Source organism: Fodinicola acaciae (assembly GCF_010993745.1).
GTDB lineage: Bacteria > Actinomycetota > Actinomycetes > Mycobacteriales > HKI-0501 > Fodinicola > Fodinicola acaciae.
On the sequence record NZ_WOTN01000001.1, the window covers coordinates 731,795 to 755,754 of the forward strand.

Sequence of the window (23,960 nt, forward strand, 5' to 3'; positions counted from 1 at the left end):
GACGCAACCACACACCCAACGCACCAATCGAAGAACGCACCCACTGCGCCAACGCGACGAGGGGAAAACGCAACCACCTCTTCACCGCGCCAACCAGAGGCTCAGCGCCACCTCCCCAATGCGACACACAGAAGTCCGCACCTGCGAGGCCGCACTGGCGTGACAGGCGTCACGGCCACTTCTTGAATCGATCTAGAGGGTCCCGTAGAAGCGGCCCTGCCTGGGCCGATAGGCTCGCGGGTAACTCCGAGTGTGAAGTGCCACCTAGGCTTAGAGGAGAGATTCCGCGTGACGATCCGTGTAGGCATCAACGGCTTCGGTCGCATCGGCCGCAACTTCTTCCGTGCCGCGCAGGCCTCCGGCGCGGACGTCGAGGTCGTCGGCGTGAACGACCTGGTCGACAACGCGACGCTGGCCAACCTGCTCAAGTACGACAGCATCCTGGGCCGGCTGGACGCCGAGGTCGGCCACACCGACACCGACATCGTGGTGAACGGCAAGAACATCCGCGCCACCGCAGAGCGCGACCCGGCGCAGCTGCCATGGAAGGACCTCGGCGCCGACATCGTCATCGAGTCGACCGGCTTCTTCACCGACGGCACCAAGGCCAAGGCGCACGTCGAAGCCGGCGCCAAGAAGGTCATCATCTCGGCTCCGGCGAAGAACGACGACGTCACCGTGGTCATGGGGGTCAACCACACCTCCTACGACCCCGACCAGCACACGATCATCTCCAACGCGTCCTGCACGACCAACTGCCTCGCGCCGCTGGCCAAGGTGCTCAACGACGCGTTCGGCATCGAGCGTGGCCTGATGACGACCATCCACGCCTACACGCAGGACCAGATGCTGCAGGACGGCCCGCACAAGGACCTGCGCCGGGCCCGCGCCGCCGCGCTCAACGTCGTGCCGACCTCCACCGGCGCCGCCAAGGCGATCGGCCTGGTGCTGCCGGAGCTCAACGGCAAGCTCGACGGCTATTCGCTGCGCGTGCCGGTGCCGACTGGCTCGATCACCGACCTGACCGCGACCCTCACCAACGCGGCCAGCGTCGACGAGATCAACGCCGCATACAAGGCGGCCGCCGAGGGTGACCTCAAGGGCTACCTGCGTTACAGCACCGACCCGATCGTGTCCTCCGATATCGTCACCGACCCGGCCTCCTGCATCTATGACGCGCCGATCACCAAGGTCATCGGCGACCAGGTCAAGGTCTACGGCTGGTACGACAACGAGTGGGGCTACTCCAACCGCCTGGTCGACCTGGTCACCTTCGTCGGTCAGTCCATCTAGTGCGTACGCTCGACGACCTGCTCTCGGCCGGCGTCGGCGGCACGGCCGTGCTCGTACGGGCCGACCTGAACGTGCCGCTGGACGCCGGCCGGATCACCGACGACGGCCGCATCCGCGCGGTGCTGCCGACCGTACGCCAGCTCACCGCGGCGGGCGCCAGGGTGATCCTGCTCAGCCACCTCGGCCGGCCGAAGGGCCAGCCCGACCCGAAATACACCCTCAAGCCGGTGTCCGTACGACTCGGCGAGCTGCTCGAGACGCAGGTTGCCTTCGCGACCGACACGGTGGGTGAGAGCGCCAAGGAAACCGTTGCGGCGCTGGAAAACGGCGGCGTCGCGCTGCTGGAAAACCTGCGGTTCGACGCGCGCGAGACCTCGAAGGACGAGGCTGAGCGCGGCGCTTTCGCGACCGAGCTCGCCGCGTTTGGGGAGTCCTATGTGGACGACGCTTTCGGTGCCGTGCACCGCAAGCACGCCAGCGTCTTCGATCTCGCTCGCAAACTTCCGCACTATGCCGGCAATCTGGTGGCGGCCGAGCTGGAGGTGCTGCGCAAGCTGACCACCGAGCCGGCCCGGCCGTACGTGGTGGTGCTCGGCGGCTCGAAGGTCTCGGACAAGCTCGGCGTGATCCAGGCGCTGCTGCCCAAGGTCGACCGGCTGCTGGTCGGCGGCGGCATGTGCTTCACTTTCCTGAAGGCACAAGGAAAGGACGTCGGCGACTCGCTGCTGGAGGACGACCAGGTCGAGGTCTGCCGCCAGCTGCTGGCCGAGGCAGGCGACAAGATCGTGCTGCCGGTCGACGTCGTCGTCTCCGGCGAGATCGCGCCGCAGGCCACGACGCGGATCGTCGGCGCCGACGAGATTCCGGACAAACAAAAGGGTCTGGACATCGGCCCAGCTTCCGTCGCCGTGTTCGCGGACGTGCTCAAGAGTGCGCGGACGGTGTTCTGGAACGGTCCGATGGGAGTCTTCGAGGTGGCGCCGTTCGCCGCCGGTACGCGCGGTGTCGGCGAGGCCGTACGCGCGGTCGACGGCCTGTCGGTGGTCGGTGGCGGTGACTCGGCCGCCGCCGTACGCCTGCTAGAACTTGGCGAGGATGCCTTCGGCCACATCTCCACCGGTGGTGGGGCCTCACTGGAATATCTCGAAGGCAAGACACTGCCAGGTCTGGAAGCGCTGGAGGACTAGAGAACATGGCCCGTACGAAGGCTGTCGCGCCAGCTGGCCGGCGACCGCTGATCGCCGGCAACTGGAAGATGAACCTCAACCACCTCGAGGCGATCGCGGTGGTGCAGAAGGTGGCGTTCAGCCTCTCCGACGAGCTGCTCACCGAGATCGAGGTGGTGGTGCTGCCACCTTTCACCGATCTGCGAAGTGTCCAGACGATGGTCGCTGGCGACCGGCTGCTGCTCGGCTACGGCGCGCAGGATCTGTCGCCGCACGACAGCGGCGCATACACCGGCGACATCAGCGGTGCGATGCTGGCCAAGCTCGGCTGTCAGTACGTGACGATCGGCCACTCCGAGCGGCGCGAGCACCACGGCGAGACCGACGAGATCGTCAACGCGAAGGTGCTCGCCGCGCGCAAGCACGGCATCACGCCGATCCTCTGCCTCGGCGAGGGATTGCACGTACGCAAGGAAAACGGCCACGTCGCGCACTGCACCGACCAGCTCCGCGCGGCGCTCAACGGAGTCAAGGCGGAGTCGATCGTCGGCACCAGCGACGGTGAGTCCGACACCGTGCCGGTCGATCTGGTCATCGCGTACGAACCCGTCTGGGCCATCGGCACCGGCGAGGTCGCGACCCCGGCGGACGCGCAGGAAGTGTGCGGGTTTCTGCGCAAAACCATCGGTGAGTTGTACGGCGCGGACGTTGCCAACGGGATCCGCATCCTCTACGGCGGCTCGGTGAAGTCGTCCAACGTCGCCGGCATCATGGCCGAGGCGGACGTGGACGGCGCACTCGTCGGCGGCGCCAGCCTGGATCCGGAGGAGTTCGCGCGGATTTGCCGGTTCCGTGAGCATGTGAAAGCGTAACGGCCGGATAACCGGAAACGAGCGCGGGGGACCTACCTGTTATCCCAGGTAGGTCCCTCTTTTTTGGACTGAAAAGGTCCGAACCGATTCCGCGCGTGTCCGGCTCGACCCGGTTTTGTTACTAGTAGGTCACGATTGTGCGTCGGGCTTGGCGTTTTTGGCCCACGGGGACGCTCGGCGGCATTAGAGTCCCGCTGGTTCGTGGTTATCGGGCCACGCCGCGTACCGGTGACCCGGAGACTGAAAGGCAGAAACCAGTCAATGACGCAGTCGGTTGGTGACACCGAGCTCGCTCACACCCCGGAAATGGTGCCGCAGGAGTCGGCCAAGGAGATTCGGGGTCGCTCGCTCTGGCAGATCGCGCTGCGCCGGCTCCGCCGCGACAAGGCGGCGATGTTCGGCGCCGTCCTGGTGTTGATTTTCGTCATCCTGGCGCTGATCCGGCCGCTGCTGGATCTGGTCGCCGGCGTCGACCCGTTCACCTTCGACTCCAAGGCGATCAACGACTCCGGCCTGCCGCTGGGCTTCCTCGGCGGCGTCTCCGGCAACCACTGGCTCGGCGTCGAGCCGTCCACCGGCCGCGACCTGATGGCCCGGCTGCTGTACGGTGTCACCACCTCACTGGCCGTGTCGGTCGTCTCGGCGATCGTGGCCGTCGGCGTCGGTGTCGTCACCGGCATCGCCGCCGGTTACTTCGGCGGCTGGGTCGACGGCCTGATCAGCCGGATCGTCGACATCCTGCTCGGCTTCCCGCAGCTGCTGTTCCTGATCGCGCTCACCCCGCTGATCGCGAACCGGCTGGACGACACGTTCGGGATCGACACCACCAACCCGTTCTGGCGAGGTCTGATCCTGGTCGTGGTGATCTCGTTCTTCGGCTGGCCGTACTTCACCCGGGTGATCCGCGGCCAGGTGCTGTCGCTGCGCGAGCGCGAGTTCGTCGACGCCGCCCGTACGGTCGGCGCGAGCGGACCGCACATCCTGTTCCGCCAGATCCTGCCGAACCTGTGGGCTCCGATCATCGTCTTCACCAGCCTGATCATCCCGGTCTACATCACGCTGGAGGCCTCGCTGGCCTACCTCGGTGTCGGCTTCGTGACGCCGACGCCGTCGCTCGGTGTGATCCTGTCCGACGCGGTCAGCTGGTCGACGGTCGTCCCGACGTACTTCTTTCTTCCCGGCATCGTGCTGTTCCTGATCGTGCTCGGGTTCAACATCTTTGGGGACGGGCTGCGCGACGCGCTCGACCCAAGGTCCAGCCACTAGCGGCTGGAACGGCGGCCTCGCCGAACCGATGGCTCCACCTAAATGGGACCGTCGCCACTCTTTGGGGGATCCAATGAGGGATGTAGGAAGGGTAGGGAGCGCATGACGCTCAGGAAAAAACGGGCCATTCAGTGGTTCGCGGCGGGGGCCGTGGTCGCCCTGCTGGCGAGCGCATGTGGCACGCCAGGCTCTGAAACCGGTGGTTCGGGTGACGAGAAGGTCCAGCGGGGCGGGACGCTGACCCTGCTCGACCTGGCCGACTTCGAGCACCTCGACCCCCGGCGCAACTACGTCGCCTCGCAGTTGCAGCTCGAGGTCCTGTACGCGCCGACCCTGGTGTCGTACAAGAACGCCACCGGCTCGGCCGGCACCGAGATCGGCGCCGACGCGGCGACCGACACCGGCACCAAGAACGCCGACGCCACCCAGTGGACGTTCACCATCCGCAAGAACCTGAAGTGGCAGGACGGCAAGGCCGTCACCTGCCAGGACTTCAAGTACGGCATCGAGAGCTCGTTCTCCGACGTGCTGACCGACGGCCCGGCGTACCAGAAGCAGTACCTCAAGGGTGGCCTGGACTACAAGGGCATCTACCTTGACCCCAAGGGCCTGGACTCGATCAAGTGTGACGGCGACAAGATCAGCTTCACGCTGGCGCGCCCGATCGCGGACTTCAACTACGCGCTGACGATGGGCATCTTCGCCGCGGTGCGTAAGGACAAGGACACCAAGGAGAAGTACGACCAGCAGCCGTTCTCCTACGGTCCGTACATGATCAAGTCGCACGTCCGCGACCAGAGCCTCGAGCTGGTGCGTAACCCGTACTGGAGCCAGGCCGACGACCAGATCCGGAAGAACAACCCGGACAACATCAAGTTCACCTTCGGTCTCGACCAGGCGGTCATCGCCGACCGGCTGATCCAGGACAAGGCAGCCGACCAGCGGACCGCGACCTTCGGCAACACGCAGGTCCCGGCGCAGAACGTGCAGCAGGTCCTGAACGACCCGAAGCTGAAGGCGCGCACCTTCGGTGGCATCGACCCGTACGTGTGGTACGTGGCGGTGAACACCGCCAAGGTCAAGGACCTGAAGTGCCGCCAGGCCTACCAGTACGCGACCAACAAGCGCACCTACCTGACCGCCATCGGCGGTGACGCGCTCGGTCAGTACGCCACCTCGATCCTGTCGCCGACCATGAAGTCGTACAAGGAGATCGACCCGTACGGCCTCAAGGACAAGCCCGAGGGCGACCCGGCCAAGGCCAAGCAGCTGCTCGCGCAGTCGCCGACCTGCCCGAAGAACATCAAGCTGGACTACTCGCAGACGCCGACCGGTGACAAGATCGCCGCGTCGATCAAGGAGGCGTTCGCGCGGGCCGGCATCACGGTGACCGCCAACCCGATCGCGCGCAAGCAGTACTACAGCACGATCGGCAAGCCGGCCATCGAGAACGAGCTGGCCTACGCCGCGTGGGGTGCGGACTTCCCGCGCTGCTCCTCGGTCATCCCGCCGCTGTTCGACGGCACCCAGATCCCGCCGGCGGGTAACCAGAACTTCGCGCAGCTCAACGACCCGGCGATCAACCAGGGCATCAAGGAATCCGCGGCCCAGACCGATCCGCAGAAGGCCGAGGACACGTGCTCCGCACTTGACCTGAAGGTCCAGCAGACCGGTGCCATCATCCCGCTCCGGTACGAGAAGGCCCTGTTCATGCGGGGCTCGAAGGTCACCGGTGCGCAGATGAACGCGGAGTACAGCGACATCAGCCTGCTGAACGTCGGTGTGGCTCCGGGTAACAGCTAGACAAGCACAATGGCCAGGCGGTACGCCGGCACGACCTGCCGGCGTATCGCATCTGGTCCGCACCATCCCACCGCGTTGCCCCACCCGGCCAGCGGCCGTATACCAGGAAGACCTCGATGATTCGCTACGTACTCCGGCGACTGCTCCTCGCGGTCCTGACGCTGTTTGTGCTGTCAGTGGTCTGTTACGGGTTGTTCTTCGCCATCCCGACCGACCCCGCGGCGGTGTCCTGCTCCAAGCAGTGCACGCCGCAGGCACTCGCCGGCGCTCGGCACAAGCTCGAGCTGGACATCCCGATCCACTGCCAGTACCTGCGCTTCGTCAAGGGCTTGGTGGTGACGCGCGAGTACCAGAACAAGACCGGTCCGACCAACTTCCTCGGCTGTCCCGAGGTCGGTGCGAAGACCGCGGAGAGCTACGCGTGCAACGCGCCCTGCCTGGGCTACTCGTACGCCCGGGACACGTCGGTGACCGACCTGATCGCGCCGAAGCTGCCGGTCACGGTGTCGCTCACGTTGTACGCCGCCGTGCTGTGGATAGTGATGGGTGTCGGCGCCGGCATCCTGTCCGCGCTCAAGCCAAGAAGCATCGCCGACCGGATCGTCATGATCCTGGCGCTGGCCGGCGTGTCACTACCGACGTTCTTCACTGGCCTGACGATCCAGAAGTTCGTCATCGACCAGGGTTTCTGGCCGATCCGGCCGGAGTTCTACTCGCCGTTCACCCAGCCCTGGTATTTCATCCAGGCGATGTTCATGCCGGCCTTCGTGCTGGCGATCGCCAACGCGGCGATCTATGCCCGACTAACCAGGGCCAACATGCTGGAGACCCTCAACGAGGACTACATTCGGACGGCCAGGGCCAAGGGCCTGAAGGAACGTAAGGTCGTCTCCAAGCACGCCCTGAGAGCCGCGCTGACGCCGCTGGTGACCATCGCCGGCCTGGACATCGGTGCGCTGCTCGGTGGCGCGATCATCACCGAGAAGGTCTTCAACGTGCAGGGCCTGGGCTTCCTGGTCGTCGACGCGGTCACCAACCTGGACTTCCCGGTGATCACCGCGACCACCCTGCTGGCGGCCGGTTTCATCGTGTTCCTGAACCTGATCGTCGACCTGCTCTACGGCGTGATCGACCCGAAGGTCCGGCTGGCCTGACCCGACGCGCGTACGACGGTGCCTGGCGCATCCCGCCAGGCACCGTTCGCGTATCCTTGGACTCCTCACCACGATTACAGGAAGGCCCCGGCCAAGATGACCCTGGCGTTGTCCATCGTGCTCATCATCGCGAGCCTGTTGCTCATCGTGCTGGTGCTGCTGCACAAAGGCAAAGGCGGCGGCCTGTCCAGCATGTTCGGCGGTGGCGTCAGCTCCCAGCTGTCCGGCTCGTCGATCGCCGAGAAGAACCTCGACCGCATCACCATCGGTGTCGGCATCCTGTGGTTCGTCTGCGCCATCGGCCTCGGCCTGCTGCTGAAGTTCAACATCTGAGCGCCTGCTGCAGGCGACAAAACTCGCTTACCGGACCGATCCGTGGTCGATTGATCGAACCTGGCCCAAGCCGGCCGGGTGTCCGGCGTAACATCAACTGACACTGAAGTCGAGCGGCGACCAGACAGGAGCGCAACTGTGGCTGGTGGGAACGCCATTCGGGGGACTCGGGTCGGAGCCGGCCCGATGGGGGAAGCTGAGCGAGGCGAGTCGGCGCCGCGGCGCCGGATCGGATTCTTCTGCGCCAACGGACACGTCACCCGGCCGGCCTTCTCCATGGAGGTGGAGGTCCCGGACACCTGGGACTGTCCGCAGTGCGGCCTGCCGGCCGGCAAGGACGCGGCGAACCCGCCGGCGGCGCCGCGTAACGAGCCCTACAAGACGCATCTCGCGTACGTCCGCGAGCGTCGCTCCGACGCCGACGGCGCCGCGATCCTCGACGAGGCCCTCAACCGCCTCCGCGAACGCCGAGGCGAATAGCCCTCAGAAGTTCGCATGGCCACCATGCGTGCGTTCAACGCACGCATGGTGGCCATGCGACTATCAACCCCTGGGCTACCGCAACCCCGCGGCGGCTTCGCGGTCGACCAGCCACTTGGTGGCCGTACGGCCGACCGCGCCGGCCGCCGGCACGTCCGCGGGGTTCGCCCCGTTGACCGCTCGGCCGACCGCTTCCGCCTTGTCCTTGCCGGCCACCACCAGCCAGATCTCCTCGGCGCTGGTGATGGTCGGGAAGGTCAGGCTGAGCCGGTTCGGCGGCGGCTTGGGGCTGTCGTGGACGGCGACGACCGTACGCTGTGACCGGCCGGCCTCGGAGTCGGGGAAGATCGAGGCCACGTGGCCCTCGCCGCCGACGCCGAGCATCAGCACGTCGAAGACCGGCACCTTCCCGTTGCCGTCGGCCAACAACTCCTCCGCATAGCGCGCGGCCGCCGCGGCGGCGTCGTCGCCGTCCGGGCCGTCGGTGGCGGGGAAGTGGTGTATGCGCTTGGGGTCGAGCGGCAGCTTCTCCAGGAAGATCTGCCGCACCTGCTCGTCGTTGCGGTCGGCGTCGCCGGAGCGGACGAACCGCTCGTCACCCCACCACAGGTTGACCCGGCTCCAGTCGACGGTCGACGCGAGCGGCGAGTCGGCGACCGCGCCGAGCGACAGCGTGCCGACCGTGCCACCGGTCAGCACCGCCGTCGCCTCGCCGCGTGCCGCCTGCGCGTCGGCCAGCTTCGCGATCAGCCGCGCCGCCACCGACTGGACGAGCGTGTCCCGGTCGGCGTGGACGACGACGATCGGGTCCGCGCTCATGAGCGTCCCTTCGACGCGGTTGGCTTCTTGGCCGGGGCCTTCGCATCCAGCTTCGGTACGCCTTTGGTGAGCGTGTCGGCGTACACGTCGTCCGGGTCGAGCCGGCGCAGCTCCTCGGCCAGGCACTCGTTGAGCTTCCGGCGTGCCAACGCCAGCCGGCGGGTCGGCTGGTTGGGCTGGTCGAGGGTCGCGGTCTGGCCGTCCGGCCGCTCCAGCACCACCGCTCCGGCCTTACGCTCCAGCCGTACGCTGACGATCCCCGGACCCTTGTTGGTCCGGCGCCGCACCGGGCATTTCAGCGCGTACGCGAGCCAGCCGGCCAGCAGTTCGGTCGACGCACTCGACGCCTCGCCGGTGACGACGGCCTCGGTGACCTTGTCGTACGGCGGCTGGTCCAGGGCCGCCGCGAGCGCGGCACGCCACAGCGTGAGCCGCGTCCAGGACAGGTCGGTGTCGCCGTCGGCGTACGCCTCGCGGCGCTTGTTGAGCGCCGTGACCGGCCGCTTCGCTGTCATGGCGTCGGTGATCCGGCGCTGCGCGATCCGGCCGATCGGGTCGTCGGCGAGGTCGGCCGGCGGGTTCGACGGCCAGTACGCGACCACCGGCGCGTCGGCCAGCAGCAGCGGCACGACGACCGAGTCGGGATGCGCGGCGAGCTCGCCGGAGAGCCGCATGACGATCACGTCGCTCGCGCCGGCGTCGCCACCGACCCGGATCTCCGCGTCGAGCCGCGACCTGCCGCGTTTTTCGCCGGTCAGCACGACGATCACCCGGCACGGATGCTCACGGCTGGCGTCGTTGGCCGCCTCGATGACCGGCTCGCTCTCCTCCGGCGAGGTGACGACGACCAGGCTGAGCACGCGGCCGAGCGCGACCGCGCCGCCGGAGTGGCGCATCTCGGTGAGCCGCCGGTCGATCGCCGACGTGGTGGTGTCGGACAGGGTGACGATCACGGCCGCCTCCAGCTTCGCCCGTCGCGGGCCATCATCTCGTCGGCCGACGCCGGTCCCCAGGTGCCGGACGTGTACGGGTCGGGTTGACCCTGCTTGGCCCAGAACCGCTCGATCGGGTCGAGGATCCGCCAGGACAGCTCGACCTCCTCGTGCCGCGGGAACAGCGGCGGATCGCCGAGCAACACGTCCAGGATCAGCCGCTCGTACGCCTCCGGCGACGCCTCGGTGAACGACGCGCCATAGCCGAAGTCCATCGTCACGTCGCGGACCTCCATCGCGGTCCCCGGCACCTTCGAGCCAAACCGCATGGTCACGCCCTCGTCCGGCTGCACGCGTACGACCAGCGCGTTCTGCCCCAGCTCCTCGGTCGCGGTCGACTCGAACGGCAGGTGCGGCGCGCGCTTGAACACCACGGCGATCTCGGTGACCCGCCGGCCGAGGCGCTTGCCGGTCCGCAGATAGAACGGCACGCCGGCCCAGCGCCGCGTGTCGATGTCGAGCTTCACCGCCGCGTACGTCTCGGTGATGCTGTCCTTGGAGATGCCCTCTTCCTCCAGATAGCCGATCACCTTCTCGCCGCCCTGCCAGCCGGCCGCGTACTGGCCGCGGGCGGTCGACGTGCCGAGGTCGGCCGGCAGGCGTACGGCCGAGAGCACCTTTTCCTTCTCCAGCCGCAGATCGCGCGCGTCGAAGGAAACCGGCTCCTCCATCGCGGTGAGCGCGAGCAGCTGCAGCAGGTGGTTCTGGATCACGTCGCGTGCGGCGCCGATGCCGTCGTAATAGCCGGCTCGGCCACCGATGCCGATGTCCTCGGCCATGGTGATCTGCACGTGGTCGACGTAGTTGGCGTTCCACACCGGCTCGAACATCTGGTTGGCGAAGCGCAGCGCCAGGATGTTCTGGACGGTCTCCTTGCCCAGGTAGTGGTCGATCCGAAAGACCGACTCGGGCGGGAAGATCTCGTCGACGACGTTGTTGAGCTCGCGCGCGCTCTTCAGGTCGTGGCCGAACGGCTTCTCGATCACCACTCGGCGCCACTGGCCCGGTGTCTGGTTCGACAGGCCGGAGCGCGCCAACTGCTTGCACACCACCGGAAACGCGCTCGGTGGGATGGACAGATAGAACGCGTGGTTGCCGTTCGTGCCGCGAGACTCGTCCAGTTCGTGGATCGTGTCGGCGAGCCGGTCGAAGGCGTCGTCGTCATCGAACGTGCCTTGTACGAAACGGAAACCCTCGGCCAGCTGCTTCCAGACCGACTCGCGGAAGGGCGTACGCGCGTGCTGTTTCACCGCGTCGTGCACGATCTGCGCGAAGTCCTGCTTGGCCCAGTCGCGGCGGGCGAAACCGACCAGCGCGAATCCGGGCGGCAGCAGGCCGCGGTTGGCCAGGTCGTACACCGCCGGCATCAGCTTCTTACGGGCCAGGTCGCCGGTGACCCCGAAGATCACCAGGCCGCACGGACCGGCGCTGCGCGGCAGCCGGCGGTCCCGCGGGTCGCGCAGCGGGTTCGTCCAGCCGTCCGGACGTTCGAGCGACAGGCTGGGTTGGTTCATCCGGTGGTCTCCACGGCTGTCAGGATCCGGTCGATGCCGGCCGGGCGGTCGGTCAGGTGGAAGCGGAACACCGGCCGGCCGCGCTCGCGCAGTACGGCCGCGTCGCCGGCGGCCTGCGCGCGCTGCAGCACGCCGAAGGTGAACGGCTGGCCAGGGATCTCCAGGTCCTCAGTGACGGCGCCGGTGATCTGCAGGAAGACGCCGATCGGTGTGCCGCCCTTGTGATACTGGCCGGTCGAGTGCAGGAAACGCGGTCCCCAGCCGAAGGTCACCGAGTGGCCGGCGCGCTTGGCGAGCGGTTCACGTACGCCGGCCAGCCTGCGGTCGGCATGCCGGTCGAGGTATGCCTGTACGGCCAGATAGCCGTGGTCGCCGATCTGCGCCAGCACCTTGGCCAGCGCTTCCTCGACGGTCGCCGCGTCGGCGAGCGCGTCGGCCGGGCCGAAGACCTGCACGGGGCCGTCGACGAAGACCGGCTCCTCGTCGGACTGCGCGGCCGCCGGGTTGGCCAGCAGGTCGCGCGCCGCCTGCTTGGCGGCCTCCACGTCCGGCTGGTCGAAGGGGTTGATGCCGATGACCCGGCCGGCCAGCGCGGTGGCGAACTCCCACACCAGGAACTGCGCGCCGAGCGGGCCGTTGACGGCCACGTCGAGGCCGGCTGTGGCCGACTCCCCGGCCTTCAGCGAGCCGCCGACCGAGACGGCGAGCACGTCGTCTCCGCGCGTACCGGTGGCGGTGGGGGACTCGACCGCGACCGGCAGGATGCCTTTCCCGTCCTTGCCGGTCGACTCGGCGAGCAGCTGCTCGGCCCAGTCGCCGAGGCCGACCAGGCCGGTGCCATCGGAGGCGATGACGACCTTGTCGCGGCCGGCCTTGTACGCCGCGCCGAGCGCGACACCGAGCGCGACCGCCGGACCGTCCAGGTCGGCGAGCGACGCGCGTACGGCCGCGGCCTCGTCCAGCAGTGCGGAGATGTCCACGCCGGCCAGCGCCGACGGCACCAGGCCGAAGGCGGTGAGCGCCGAATAGCGGCCGCCGACGTTGGGATTGGCCAGGAAGACCGCGCGTACGCCGGCCTCACGTGCCGACTTTTCCAGCGGTGAACCGGGATCGGTGACGACCACGACGCGTTTGTTGGCGTCCGCCTCGGAAAGGCCGGAGTCGACCAGGGCTTTCACGAACGCGGCGCGGTGGCTGGCCGTCTCGACCGTGCCACCGGACTTGGAGGAGACGACCATGACCGTACGGTCGAGTTTTTCCTCGATCGCGGCGCGAACCTGGCCGGGGTCGGTGGTGTCGAGTGTGACCAGCGGCTTGCCGACCGTCTCGGTGATCACCTCCGGCGCGAGCGAGGAGCCACCCATGCCGGCGAGCACGATGTGGTCGAGCCCTTCGGCCACCAGCTCGTCGCGCAGTTTGGCCAGCGGCTCGACCAGGTCGCGCGACTCGGCGGCCAGGTCCAGCCAGCCGAGCCGCTTGGACGCCTCCGGCTCGGCGGCTGGGCCCCACAGCGTGGCGTCCCCGGCGGACACCTTCGCGGCGACGTCGTTTTCCTTGAAATCAGCCAACACCTCGGCCGCGCCGGGCACCTCGTACGCGCCGGTGACCTGCAACCCGCCAGCTGCCGCGTCGGTCATTTGGCGCCGCCGTCGAGCTGGCCGCGCACGGTGTCCAGCAGCTGCTTCCAGGACACCTCGAACTTCTCGACCCCTTCGTCCTCCAGCACCTTGACCACGTCGTCGAGGTCGACGCCGACCGCGGCCAGCTTGTCCAAAGTGGACCGCGCCTCGTCGTAGCCGCCGGTGACCGTGTCGCCGCGGATCTCACCGTGGTCGCCGGTCGCGTTGATGGTGGCCTCCGGCATGGTGTTGACGATGCCGGGAGCGACCAGCTCGACGACGTAACGCGTGTCCGGGAAGGACGGGTCCTTCACACCGGTGGAGGCCCACAGCGGACGCTGCGGCCGTGCACCGGCGTCGGCCAGTGCCTGCCAGCGGTCGGTGCCGAACTTCTGCTCGTAGTGCTGGTATGCCAGTCGCGTGTTGGCGATGCCGACCTGGCCGCGCAGCGCCTTCGCCTCGTCCGAACCGATCTTGTCCAGGCGCTTGTCGACCTCGGTGTCCACCCGGGACACGAAGAACGACGCGACCGACTCGATCTTGGACAGGTCGTGGCCGTTCTCCTTGGCCTTCTCCAGGCCGGCCATAAAGGCGTCCGCGACCGCGTCGTAGCGCTCCAGCGAGAAGATCAGCGTGACGTTGATGCTGATGCCGTTGGCCAGCGCCTCGGTGATCGCCGGCAGACCCTCCTTGGTGGCCGGGATCTTGACGAACATGTTCTCCCGGTCGACCAGCCACCAAAGCGCCTTGGCCTCGGCGACCGTGGTGTCGGTGTCACGAGCCAGCCGCGGGTCGACCTCGATGGAGACCCGGCCGTCGACGCCGTTGGAGGCGTCGTACGCCGGCCGCAGCACGTCGGCGGCCCAGCGCACGTCGTATGTGGTGATGGCGCGTACGGCCTCCTCGACCGAGACCTTCCGGCGCGCCAGGTCGCGTACCTGCTCGTTGTATTCGTCGCCGTGTTCCAGCGCCTTGGCGAAAATCGTCGGGTTGGTGGTCACGCCGACCACGTGCTTCTCGCGCATCAGCGTTTCCAGGCCGCCGGTGCGCAGCCGGTTGCGGTCCAGGTCGTCGAGCCAGATCGCGACTCCGGCGTCGGACAGCTCGGCGAGTGGTTTGTTGTCAGTCATTTTCCGTCACTCCAATGCTTTCCTTGGCAGCCTGTACGACGGCGCTCTCGGTGATGCCGAACTGCTCGTAGAGCGTCTGGTAGTCAGCGCTGGCACCGAAATGCTCGATGCCGACGTGCCGTCCGGCGTCGCCGATCAGCGACCACCAGCTCTGGCTGATGCCGGCCTCGACGCTGACGCGTGCGTGTACGTCGCGGGGGATGACCTGGTCTCGGTAGGCCTGGTCCTGCGCGTCGAACCATTCGCGGCACGGCATCGACACCACACGAGTAGGAACGCCGTCGGCTTCCAGCGTCTTCCGCGCGGCCACCGCGATCTGCACCTCCGAGCCGGTGGCGATCAGTACGACCCGCGGCTTGCCGCTGGAGGCGTCCGCCAGGACGTAGCCGCCCTTGCGTACGCCCTCCAGCGAGGTGCCCTCCAGCGTCGGTACGTTCTGCCGGCTCAGCGCCAGGCCCGCCGGCCGGTCGGCGTGCTCCAGCACGACCTGCCAGGCGTAGACGGTCTCGTTGGCGTCACCGGGCCGTACGACGTCCAGGCCAGGGATGGCACGCAGCGCGGACAGGTGCTCGATCGGCTGGTGCGTGGGTCCGTCCTCGCCCAGACCGATGGAGTCATGCGTCCAGACGTAGGTGACCGGCAGCTTCATCAGCGCCGCGAGCCGTACGGCCGGTCGCATGTAGTCGCTGAAGACCAGGAACGTGCCGCCGTAGACCCGGGTGCCGCCGTGCAGCGCGATGCCGTTCATGACCGCGCCCATCGCGTGCTCGCGAATGCCGAAGTGCAGCACGCGACCATATGGACCGCCGGGGAACATCTTGGTCTGGTGCTCGGTCGGCACGAACGACGGCTCGCCTTTCGGCGTGGTGAGGTTGGACTCGGCCAGGTCCGCCGAGCCACCCCACAGCTCCGGCAGCACCGGCGCGATCGCGCTCAACACCTCACCGGAGGCCTTCCGCGTCGCCAGGCCCTTGGGGTCGGCGTCGAAGTGCGGCAGCACCTCGGTCCAGCCCTGCGGCAGCTCGCGCTTGGAGAGCCGGTCGTGCAGTGCCTTGCGCTGCGGGTTGTCGGCGGCCCATTTGTCGTACGCCTGCTGCCATTTCTGGCGTGCGGCCTGGCCGCGGTCGATGACCTTGCGCGCGTGCGCGATGACCTTCTCGTCGACGTCGAAGGACTTGTCCGGGTCGAAACCGAGGACCTTCTTGGTGGCCGCGACCTCCTCGGCGCCGAGCGCGGCGCCGTGGGCCTTGCCGGTGTTCTGCAGCTTCGGCGCCGGCCAGCCGATGATCGTACGCAGCACGATCAGCGACGGCTTCGCGGTCTCGGCTTTGGCGGCCAGGATCGCATCGTTGAGCGCCGGCACGTCCTCGTGATAGCCGTTGCCGCCCTTGGTCCAGTCGACGGTCTGCACGTGCCAGCCGTACGCCTCGTAGCGCTTGGCCACGTCCTCGCTGAAGGCGATGTTGGTGTCGTCCTCGATGGAGATCTTGTTGTCGTCGTAGATCAGCGTCAGGTTGCCCAGCTGCTGATGGCCGGCCAGCGAGGATGCCTCCGCGCTGACACCTTCCTCCAGGTCACCGTCACCGCAGAACGCGTAGATCTGGTGGTCGAAGGGGCTCTGGCCGGGCTCGGCGTCCGGGTCGTACAGGCCACGCTCGCGGCGGGCCGCCATCGCCATGCCGACCGCGTTGCCGACGCCCTGGCCGAGCGGACCGGTCGTGGTCTCCACCCCGGCGGTGTGACCGTGCTCGGGGTGACCGGGGGTCAGGCTGCCCCACTTGCGCAGGTTTTCCAGGTCCACCAGCTCCAGGCCGTAGCCGGACAGGTAGAGCTGGATGTAGAGAGTCAGGCTGGAATGACCGTTGGACAACACGAAACGGTCCCGGCCGGTCCAGTCCGGAGCGGTCGGATCATGTCGCAAGATGCGCTGGAAGAGCAGGTACGCGGCCGGCGCGAGGCTCATCGCCGTACCAGGATGACCGTTGCCGGTCCTCTGCACGGCGTCGGCCGCGAGGACGCGGATGGTGTCTACGGCACGCTGGTCCAGATCCGACCAGTCGAGGTTTGCGTCGGCCACGATTGCTCCTGCTCAGAAGGGCTGTTGTCCTACGGTTTCGTACCCGGTTTCGACCCTACCGAGGATCCGTGTGCTCGCCAGATCAGGGCACGCCGGAGGGCCGACTCTTGGATCACATGTCGACAGTTGTTCCCGCACGGTCCACCGACTATGCCGGGTCATACACTTTCCGACGCTACGAAACCGCGAAGAAGGAGCTGGCATGGCGCTGGAGAAGCCCGAGATCGATCGTCCGGACGGTCCGGCGCCCGACTACCTCGACATCGAGGACGTCGTGGTGGGGGACGGTGCCGAGGCCACCAAAGGCAACAACGTCACGGTGCACTACGTCGGCGTCGCGCACTCCACCGGCGAGGAGTTCGACGCCTCCTGGAACCGCGGCGAGCCGTTCACCTTTCCGCTCGGCGGCGGACGGGTCATCAAGGGCTGGGACATGGGTGTGCAGGGGATGAAGGTCGGTGGCCGGCGCAAGCTGGTGATCCCGGCGCACCTCGGCTACGGCAATCGCGGCGCCGGCGCGGCCATCCGGCCCGGTGAGACGCTGATCTTCGTGGTCGACCTGCTGAGTGTCGGCTGACCCCGGCAGACGTGGTCGGAAACCTGGTACTACGATCTGTAGAACACGGTCGACCGTTCGGGAGAGGGCGATGAGCTACCCAGCAGCTGAGCTCCACCTTCGGAGTTCGGTGGCGTCCGCGTGACCGCGGTCTCCGACCAGAGCGCAGCTCCGGCGCCACCCTCGCAACCGGAACACGTCGCCACGCCGGCGCCGCGCACTTTCGGCACGGTCGTACGCGGATATGTCGCGCTGACCAAGCCGCGGATCATCGAGCTCCTGCTGATCACCACGGTGCCGGCGATGTTCATGGCCGCGCACGGCCTGCCGCCGCTGTTCACCGCCGTCGCCACCCTGGTCGGCGGCACCCTGGCCGCCGGCAGCGCGAACGTACTGAACTGCTACATCGACCGCGACATCGACCAGCTCATGTCGCGTACGTCCCGCCGGCCGCTGCCACAGGGCCTCATCTCGCCACGCAGCGCGCTCACTTTCGGCCTGGTCCTCGGCGCCGTCGCGGCCCTGCTGTTGTGGTTCACCACCAACCCGCTCGCGACCGCGCTGTCGATCGGCGCCAACCTCTACTACGTGCTGATCTACACGCTGCTGCTCAAGCGGCGCACGGCACAGAACACCTTCTGGGGCGGCATCTGCGGCGCCGCCCCGGTCCTCATCGGCTGGGCCGCCGTGACCGGCACGCTGTCGTGGTCGGCGTGGGCCTTCTTCGCTATCGTCTTCTTCTGGCAGATGCCACACTTCTGGGCGCTGGCAATGAAATTCAAGAAAGACTATGCCGCCGCCGGCGTGCCGATGCTCCCCGTGGTCGCCAAACCAATGCGCGTCGCGGTCGAGATCGTCGCATACTCCTGGCTGATGGTCGCCGCCTCGATCGCCCTGTGGGTCGTCGGAATGAGCTGGATCTACGGCCTCGTCGCCGTCGCGCTCGGCGGATGGTTCCTGATCGACGCTCATCGACTGTTTGTGCAGGTCAGCCGCGGTGAGCGTATCCGTCCCATGCGACTTTTCCATCTTTCTATTACGTATTTGACGGTGCTTTCTGTTGCGATCACGGTTGATGCGTTGATCTGAGCGGGTCGGGTTTCCCCGTTTTCTTGCGTTTGGGGGTGGTGGCGCCTGCGCGGCGGGCGCTCCTGCGCGGAGGGCGACCTCAAGGGGAGGGGCGCGCGGGATTTCGTTGTTGGTTGGGTTGGGTGCCGCGCGTGCGGTTGGGTTTGTGGGTGTGGTCCGGTTTGTGGCTGGGGTTCGCCGGAGGTGCAGTGGCGTCCCGGTAGGTGGCGTGAAGGTCCAGTATGTGGGACGAGAAGGCGTGTGGAGCGCTAAATGTCCGGCTTGTGAAGGTCGCTGATGGCATGAATGTCGAGTTACTAGCGTTGGACGCAAGAAACAAGGCTTTCACGCCGCCCCGGTCAGCGGTTGCTGTGACGGGTGTGACTGCTGAGGCTGACAATGCTGTTGTGACTACTCGGCTGCGATAAATGTCCGTTTTGATGTCTTGTTAAACAAGTATTACGCAGTCAGTCGCACCAGCACGATCGTTTGGCGTCCATATCGACGGGTTGCTTCCCGCACGTGACCTGGCTTGCTCGTTCTCCCCGTCGGCGGGCGCAGCCAACCACATTTTCGGAGGGGCCGCCGCCAAACAAACGCAACCACCCTCCCAAGCTCGGCGGCCCCTCCGAAAATGTGGTTCCCTCCGGGCGCCGACGGGGAGAACGAGCAAGCCTAGAAAACCCAGCCCCGCACGAAACCGCCACCCGCACCCCCATGCACACCGATTGGCATCCACGCGCCCCCTCCCTTGAGGTCGCCCTCCGCGCAGGAGCGCCCGCCGCGCAGGCGAAAACCCAACCACCAACCCAACGCAACAAAGCAGAAAGCCCAACCACTTTCCCAACGCATCAACCAAGAGACGCAACCACCTCCCCGCGCACCAATCGGAGAACGCAACCACCTCCCACCCCCAACAATCAGAAAATCGGGCCTGTCCCACCGCAACAACCAGAAACGCAACAACCCTCCCTCAACACAAACGGCCGGCGCGGCAACCACCTCCTCCATCGCAACACAACAGTCACAGTCCTTCTCCTTCGCAGCGCGAGGCACCACAACCACCTCTCATCGCGCCCCAAAGCGCCGCACCTGCCACCAGGAAGTCACAACCACCTCCCGGCGGTAGGGTTTGGGGCTGAATCGAGCGAGGGGGAGTGATGGCGCGCCGTACGCGGGTGGCGTTGGTGACGTGTGCCGAGTTGCCGGACGCCGACCCGGACGACCGGAAGGTGTTGTATCCGCTGACTCGGCGGGGGATCGACACCGACATCGTGGTCTGGGACGACAGGACCGTTGACTGGGACAGCTACCACCTGGTGGTGTTGCGGTCGGTGTGGGACTACACGCGCCGGCCGGACGAGTTTGTGACGTGGGCCGAGCGGGTGGCGCGGTTGGCGAATCCGGCCGACGTGGTGCGGTGGAACACCGACAAGCGCTATTTGCTTGAGTTGGCAAAGAAACAGCTGCCGGTGGTGCCGACGACCTGGCTGGAGCCGGGGGATGGCATCGTGTTGCCGGCGTCCGGTGAGTACGTGGTGAAGCCGTCGGTCGGGGCCGGCTCGCTGGACACCGGTCGTTATCGCGCCGACGACGAGGAGCAGGTCGCGGCGGCGAGGAAGCATGCCAACCGGTTGCTCGGCGCGCGCCGGCGGGTCATGGTGCAGCCGTATCTGTCCGAAGTGGACGCTCACGGCGAGAACGCTTTGCTTTTCTTCGGTGGAAAGTTCAGTCACGCGGTGACCAAGGCGGCGATGCTCGAGGGGCCGGCGACGCAGATCGACGGACTCTACAAGCCGGAGCGCATCACACCGTACGAGGCATCCAGGACCGAGCGTGCGCTGGCCGAGCGGGTGTTGGCGGCGATCCCGGGCGGCCCGGAGCGGCTGTTGTACGCGCGCGTCGACATGATCCCGACGAAGGACGGGCCGGTCGTGCTTGAGTTGGAGCTGACCGAGCCGTCGCTCTTCCTCGGCTACTCCGACGGCGCGCCGGAGCGCTTCGCCGACGCCGTCGTCGAGGCACTGGAGGTTGACCTCAAGATTGGTTGAGGTCGCATCCTGAGCTGGTACGGAACTGTCGTACCGCCGGCATACCGTGGGGAATGCGGTGGCCGGCGGCGACGTTGAGCCGCCAGCACAGGAAATCGGGGTTGAGGGAAGTGTCGATGGATCCGGGAATGTCCGGCTGGCAGATGATGCAGGCAGCCGAGAAACGCAGCGCGTTGACCAAGGAGAAGCGTCCTGGTCGGCGGACGGCGCTGCGCATCATGCGTTATGCGCGACCGTACGGTTGGGAGATCGCCGTCTTCCTCGGCACGGTCGCGGCCTCGGCGGTGATCGGGGTGGCGACACCGGTGCTGGCCGGCCAGGTGGTCAACGCGATCACCGGCCACGGCGCGCTGTCGTTCGTGTTGTGGCTGGCGGCGGCGATCGCCGGCCTGGCGGTGCTGGACGCGGGCCTGTCGGTGCTGCAGCGCTGGCACTCCGCGCGCATCGGCGAGGGCATCATCCTCGACCTGCGTCGGTCGGTCTTCGAGCACGTCCAGCGGATGCCGATCGCGTTCTTCACGCGTACGCAGACCGGCGCGTTGGTCAGCCGGCTCAACAACGACGTGATCGGCGCACAGCGTGCCTTCACCTCGGTGTTGTCCGGTGTGGTGAGCAACGTGATCGCGCTGGTCCTGACGGTCGTGACCATGCTGACGCTGTCATGGCAGATCACCCTGGTCGCTCTGGTTCTGCTGCCGGTCTTCGTCCTGCCGGCTCGCTGGGTCGGTCGCAAGCTGGCCGACATCACCAGGAAGACGGCCAAGCTCAACGCCACGATGAACTCGACGATGACCGAGCGCTTCAACGTGGCCGGGGCTCTTCTGGTCAAGCTGTTCGGCGACCAGCGCGCCGAGGCGGAGGAGTTCGGCAGGGCCGCGTCGCAGGTGCATGACATGGGCGTACGCAGCGCGATGTACAGCCGCGCGTTGTTCGTCGCGCTGGGCCTGCTCACCGCGGTCGCCAGCGCCACCACCTACGGTCTCGGCGGCTGGCTGGCGCTGTCCAACGCGCTGTCCGCCGGCACGGTCGTCACGCTGGCGCTGCTGCTGACCCGGCTCTACGGTCCGATCACCGCGCTGTCCAACGTGCAGGTCGACGTGATGAGCGCCCTGGTGTCCTTCGAGCGGGTCTTCGAGGTGGTCGACCTGCCGCCGATGATCAGTGACAAGCCCGACGCCCAGGAGCTGCCGGCGATCCTGCCGGCCGACAAACCGGCGATCGTGTTCGACGACGTACGTTTCCGCTATCCGTCCGCCGACGAGGTTTCGTTGGCATCGCTGGAAGATCTCGCCGTCGCCGAGCGTTCGTCCCACGCGGACGTGTTGCACGGCGTGTCCTTCGAGGCCTATCCGGGCCAGCTGGTCGCGCTCGTCGGCCCGTCCGGTGCCGGCAAGACGACGATCAGCCAGCTGGTGTCGCGCATCTACGACGTCACCGGCGGCGCGGTGCGGGTCGGCGGCACGGACGTACGCGATCTGGCGCAGGAGTCGCTGCGGTCGGCGATCGGCGTGGTCACGCAGGACGCGCACATGTTCCACGACACCATCCGCGCCAACCTCGCATATGCCAGGCCGGAGGCCACCGAGTCCGACTTCTGGTCGGCGCTCGACCGCGCCCAGGTCGGCGATCTCGTACGCGCGCTGCCCGACGGCCTCGACACGGTCGTCGGCGACCGCGGCTATCGCCTGTCCGGCGGCGAAAAGCAGCGGCTGGCGATCGCGCGGCTGCTGCTCAAGGCGCCGGCGATCGTGGTGCTGGACGAGGCGACGGCACACCTCGACTCGGAGAGCGAGGCCGCCGTCCAGCGTGCTCTCGACGAGGCGCTGGCCGGGCGTACGGCCCTGGTGATCGCACACCGGCTGTCGACCGTACGCAACGCCGACCAGATCCTCGTGCTGGAGGCGGGTGAGGTGGTCGAGCGCGGCACCCACGAGGCCCTGGTCGCGGCCAACGGGCTCTATGCCGAGCTCTACCACACCCAGTTCGCCGACTCGCCGGTCAAGGCGGTCAGCTGACGATCTGCGCCAGCTTGTCGAGGTGTCGCAGGGACTCGTCGCGGGGGAGGGTCGGCAGATAGAGCAGCACGCGCTCGACGCCGGCGCGTTCGTACGCGTCGATGTCCGGCGTGAGGCTGCGCTCGCCGTAGATCGTCACCGGGATGTCCCGGCCGGCCTCGTCACGCATCGAGGCGATCGCGCCGGCGAGGTCGTCGGGCTGGCGGGTCGCGTTCGGCAGCCAGACATCGCCGAGCTCGGCGACGCGGCGGCGGGCTCGCTCGCCTTCGCCGCCGACGTAGATCGGCACGTGCGGCTGCTGCACCGGCTTCGGCCAGGCGAAAATCGGGTCGAAGTCGACGTGCTTGCCGTGGAACTCCGCCTGGTCCTTGGTCCAGATCTCCTTGATCGCGCGCAGCTGCTCGTCGAGCCGGGCGCCGCGCGTGGCTGGGTCGGTGCCGTGGTTACGCATCTCCTCGCGGTTCCAGCCGGCGCCGACACCGAAGGCGGCGCGACCGCCGGACACCAGGTCGAGGGTCGCCACCTCCTTGGCGGTGTGGATGGTGTCGCGCTGGATCACCAGCGCCACGCCGGTGCCGACGATCAGCCGCTCGGTGACCGCCGCGATGGCGGACAGCGCGACGAACGGGTCGAGCGTGCGGTAGTAGATCTCCGGCAGGTCGCCGCCACCGGGATACGGCGACTCGCGCCGCACCGGGATGTGGCTGTGCTCGGCGACGAAGATCGAGTCGAAGCCGCGTTCCTCGGCGGCGCGGCCGAGGTCGGCCGGCTGGATGCCGCGGTCGGTGATGAAGGTGGAGAGTCCGAATTTCATGTACGCGGCAACGCGGCCTGGGACTCGATTTGTTCCAGTTGCGCGGTGTCCGGCGCGTCCAGCCGTCGCCGCAGTGCGAACAGCGGCCGGAGCGCGGCGATCCACAGGATGATCGCGCCGCTGACGTGCAAGGCGACCAGCACGATCGGCAGGTGCAGGAAATACTGCGTGTAGCCGATCGCGATCTGCAGCAGCTCGACGGCGAACAGCACCGCCACCGCGACCGTCGCCTTGCGCGGCGCCTTGGCGGCCGCGAAGGCGATCAACGCGGCGATGGTCAGGCCGACCAGCAGGATGCCGGAGTCGGCGTGCACCAGGCTGATGATCGCCGGGTCGAGGCCGTTACGGATGGCCTTCGCGTCGCCAGCGTGTGGACCGGAGCCGGTCACGACCGTGCCGACGACGACCGTCAGCGCGGCGGCACCGATCAGCAGCCAGGACAGCCAGCGCATCCACTGCGGTCCGAGCCACTCGACCGGTCCGTCGCCTTCCCGGATGCGCACCCAGAAGGCGTACGCGACGACCACCAGGATCGGCGACGGCAGGAAGTGCGCCGAGACCACCCACGGGTTCAGATTGGTCAGCACGGTCAGGCCGCCGACCAGGGCGTTCAGGAAGATGCCGCCGAACAGCGCGACGCTGAGCACGACCAACGACTGGCGGCGCGGCTTGGTGAACCAGGTCAGCAGCAGCGCGATCACCGGCACCGCGATCACCGCGAAGGTGAGCATCCGGTTGGAGAACTCGATGACGCCGTGGATGCCGTACGCGGAGGTCGGCACGTACGACCCGTCGGTGCACTTCGGCCAGGTCGGACAGCCGAGGCCGGAGCCGGTCAGCCGCACGGTCACGCCGGTGACGACGATCCCCGCGTTGCTGAACAGAGCGGCCAGCGCGACCCAGGCCAGCGGCCGGCGAAACCAGGGCTTGTCTGTCAC

The 23,960-nt window shown here is 67.7% G+C and carries 20 protein-coding genes; 12 read left to right on the forward strand and 8 right to left on the reverse strand.

Features of this window, described 5'->3' with window-relative positions:
- Positions 1–288 precede the first annotated feature (288 nt).
- The 8 genes from gap to GNX95_RS03420 all read left to right on the forward strand — a co-directional run bounded on the left by gap (position 289) and on the right by GNX95_RS03420 (position 8,367).
- Complete coding sequence (gap, locus tag GNX95_RS03385; protein ID WP_163505682.1) at positions 289–1,293, forward strand: type I glyceraldehyde-3-phosphate dehydrogenase; 1,005 nt, start codon at positions 289–291, stop codon at positions 1,291–1,293.
- The gene (locus GNX95_RS03390) at positions 1,293–2,480 is read left to right on the forward strand and encodes a phosphoglycerate kinase (RefSeq protein WP_163505683.1); all 1,188 of its coding nucleotides are present in this window, start codon (positions 1,293–1,295) and stop codon (positions 2,478–2,480) included. The genes gap and GNX95_RS03390 overlap by 1 nt, the downstream gene beginning before the upstream one ends.
- 5 nt (positions 2,481–2,485) lie before the next feature.
- Positions 2,486–3,331, forward strand: coding sequence for a triose-phosphate isomerase (gene tpiA, locus GNX95_RS03395; protein WP_163505684.1), 846 nt, complete (start codon positions 2,486–2,488; stop codon positions 3,329–3,331).
- Positions 3,332–3,592: 261 nt separating this feature from the next.
- On the forward strand, positions 3,593–4,597 hold the full coding sequence (locus GNX95_RS03400; protein ID WP_222853369.1) for an ABC transporter permease: 1,005 nt from the start codon (positions 3,593–3,595) through the stop codon (positions 4,595–4,597).
- Between the two features lie 102 nt (positions 4,598–4,699).
- Entirely contained in the window at positions 4,700–6,400 is a 1,701-nt protein-coding gene (locus tag GNX95_RS03405; RefSeq protein WP_163505685.1) for an ABC transporter substrate-binding protein, read from the forward strand.
- A gap of 116 nt (positions 6,401–6,516) precedes the next feature.
- The gene (locus GNX95_RS03410) at positions 6,517–7,554 is read left to right on the forward strand and encodes an ABC transporter permease (protein WP_163505686.1); all 1,038 of its coding nucleotides are present in this window, start codon (positions 6,517–6,519) and stop codon (positions 7,552–7,554) included.
- 96 nt (positions 7,555–7,650) lie between these two features.
- Positions 7,651–7,887, forward strand: a complete 237-nt coding sequence (gene secG, locus GNX95_RS03415; protein WP_163505687.1) for a preprotein translocase subunit SecG — start codon at positions 7,651–7,653, stop codon at positions 7,885–7,887.
- Positions 7,888–8,025: 138 nt separating this feature from the next.
- Positions 8,026–8,367 carry an RNA polymerase-binding protein RbpA gene (locus GNX95_RS03420; protein WP_163505688.1) on the forward strand — a complete coding sequence of 114 codons (342 nt, stop codon included), beginning with the start codon at positions 8,026–8,028 and terminating at the stop codon, positions 8,365–8,367.
- Between the two features lie 75 nt (positions 8,368–8,442).
- Here the strand turns inward: GNX95_RS03420 and pgl are convergent, their stop codons facing one another.
- The 6 genes from pgl to tkt are packed head-to-tail and all read right to left on the reverse strand — an operon-like array spanning position 8,443 to position 16,518.
- Positions 8,443–9,186 (reverse strand): 6-phosphogluconolactonase, encoded by a 744-nt coding sequence (gene pgl, locus GNX95_RS03425; RefSeq protein WP_163505689.1) that lies wholly within the window; start codon positions 9,184–9,186, stop codon positions 8,443–8,445.
- Positions 9,183–10,139 (reverse strand): glucose-6-phosphate dehydrogenase assembly protein OpcA, encoded by a 957-nt coding sequence (gene opcA, locus GNX95_RS03430; protein WP_163505690.1) that lies wholly within the window; start codon positions 10,137–10,139, stop codon positions 9,183–9,185. Before opcA ends, pgl begins: the two co-directional genes overlap by 4 nt.
- Positions 10,136–11,692, reverse strand: a complete 1,557-nt coding sequence (zwf, locus tag GNX95_RS03435) for a glucose-6-phosphate dehydrogenase (RefSeq protein WP_163505691.1) — start codon at positions 11,690–11,692, stop codon at positions 10,136–10,138. Before zwf ends, opcA begins: the two co-directional genes overlap by 4 nt.
- Positions 11,689–13,329 (reverse strand): glucose-6-phosphate isomerase, encoded by a 1,641-nt coding sequence (locus GNX95_RS03440; protein ID WP_163505692.1) that lies wholly within the window; start codon positions 13,327–13,329, stop codon positions 11,689–11,691. Before GNX95_RS03440 ends, zwf begins: the two co-directional genes overlap by 4 nt.
- Positions 13,326–14,441 carry a transaldolase gene (gene tal, locus GNX95_RS03445; RefSeq protein WP_163505693.1) on the reverse strand — a complete coding sequence of 372 codons (1,116 nt, stop codon included), beginning with the start codon at positions 14,439–14,441 and terminating at the stop codon, positions 13,326–13,328. The genes GNX95_RS03440 and tal overlap by 4 nt, the downstream gene beginning before the upstream one ends.
- Positions 14,434–16,518 (reverse strand): transketolase, encoded by a 2,085-nt coding sequence (gene tkt / locus GNX95_RS03450; RefSeq protein WP_246281497.1) that lies wholly within the window; start codon positions 16,516–16,518, stop codon positions 14,434–14,436. The genes tal and tkt overlap by 8 nt, the downstream gene beginning before the upstream one ends.
- Before the next feature lie 202 nt (positions 16,519–16,720).
- Between tkt and GNX95_RS03455 the strand changes: the two genes are divergently transcribed.
- From GNX95_RS03455 to GNX95_RS03470, 4 genes are all read left to right on the forward strand, one after another.
- A complete protein-coding gene (locus GNX95_RS03455) occupies positions 16,721–17,095 on the forward strand; it encodes an FKBP-type peptidyl-prolyl cis-trans isomerase (protein WP_163505694.1) in 375 nt (124 codons plus the stop codon).
- A 120-nt stretch (positions 17,096–17,215) separates the two neighbouring features.
- Positions 17,216–18,163 carry a heme o synthase gene (locus tag GNX95_RS03460; RefSeq protein WP_163505695.1) on the forward strand — a complete coding sequence of 316 codons (948 nt, stop codon included), beginning with the start codon at positions 17,216–17,218 and terminating at the stop codon, positions 18,161–18,163.
- 1,139 nt (positions 18,164–19,302) lie between these two features.
- Positions 19,303–20,193 carry an ATP-grasp domain-containing protein gene (locus GNX95_RS03465; protein WP_163505696.1) on the forward strand — a complete coding sequence of 297 codons (891 nt, stop codon included), beginning with the start codon at positions 19,303–19,305 and terminating at the stop codon, positions 20,191–20,193.
- Positions 20,194–20,309: 116 nt separating this feature from the next.
- A complete protein-coding gene (locus tag GNX95_RS03470; protein ID WP_163505697.1) occupies positions 20,310–22,208 on the forward strand; it encodes an ABC transporter ATP-binding protein in 1,899 nt (632 codons plus the stop codon).
- Here GNX95_RS03470 and GNX95_RS03475 read toward each other — a convergent pair.
- A complete protein-coding gene (locus GNX95_RS03475; RefSeq protein ID WP_163505698.1) occupies positions 22,201–23,022 on the reverse strand; it encodes an LLM class F420-dependent oxidoreductase in 822 nt (273 codons plus the stop codon). The two genes, GNX95_RS03470 and GNX95_RS03475, sit on opposite strands and share 8 nt — an antisense overlap.
- On the reverse strand, positions 23,019–23,960 hold the full coding sequence (locus GNX95_RS03480) for a COX15/CtaA family protein (protein WP_222853370.1): 942 nt from the start codon (positions 23,958–23,960) through the stop codon (positions 23,019–23,021). The genes GNX95_RS03475 and GNX95_RS03480 overlap by 4 nt, the downstream gene beginning before the upstream one ends.

Bases quoted from the DNA above. Each gene is read 5' to 3' on its own strand.
- tpiA (WP_163505684.1), top strand. From the start codon at position 2,486: ATGGCCCGTACGAAGGCTGTCGCGCCAGCTGGCCGGCGACCGCTGATC.
- GNX95_RS03400 (WP_222853369.1), top strand. From the start codon at position 3,593: ATGACGCAGTCGGTTGGTGACACCGAGCTCGCTCACACCCCGGAAATG.
- GNX95_RS03405 (WP_163505685.1), top strand. From the start codon at position 4,700: ATGACGCTCAGGAAAAAACGGGCCATTCAGTGGTTCGCGGCGGGGGCC.
- GNX95_RS03410 (WP_163505686.1), top strand. From the start codon at position 6,517: ATGATTCGCTACGTACTCCGGCGACTGCTCCTCGCGGTCCTGACGCTG.
- secG (WP_163505687.1), top strand. From the start codon at position 7,651: ATGACCCTGGCGTTGTCCATCGTGCTCATCATCGCGAGCCTGTTGCTC.
- pgl (WP_163505689.1), bottom strand. From the start codon at position 9,186: ATGAGCGCGGACCCGATCGTCGTCGTCCACGCCGACCGGGACACGCTC.
- zwf (WP_163505691.1), bottom strand. From the start codon at position 11,692: ATGAACCAACCCAGCCTGTCGCTCGAACGTCCGGACGGCTGGACGAAC.
- GNX95_RS03440 (WP_163505692.1), bottom strand. From the start codon at position 13,329: ATGACCGACGCGGCAGCTGGCGGGTTGCAGGTCACCGGCGCGTACGAG.
- tal (WP_163505693.1), bottom strand. From the start codon at position 14,441: ATGACTGACAACAAACCACTCGCCGAGCTGTCCGACGCCGGAGTCGCG.
- GNX95_RS03455 (WP_163505694.1), top strand. From the start codon at position 16,721: ATGGCGCTGGAGAAGCCCGAGATCGATCGTCCGGACGGTCCGGCGCCC.
- GNX95_RS03465 (WP_163505696.1), top strand. From the start codon at position 19,303: ATGGCGCGCCGTACGCGGGTGGCGTTGGTGACGTGTGCCGAGTTGCCG.
- GNX95_RS03470 (WP_163505697.1), top strand. From the start codon at position 20,310: ATGGATCCGGGAATGTCCGGCTGGCAGATGATGCAGGCAGCCGAGAAA.
- GNX95_RS03475 (WP_163505698.1), bottom strand. From the start codon at position 23,022: ATGAAATTCGGACTCTCCACCTTCATCACCGACCGCGGCATCCAGCCG.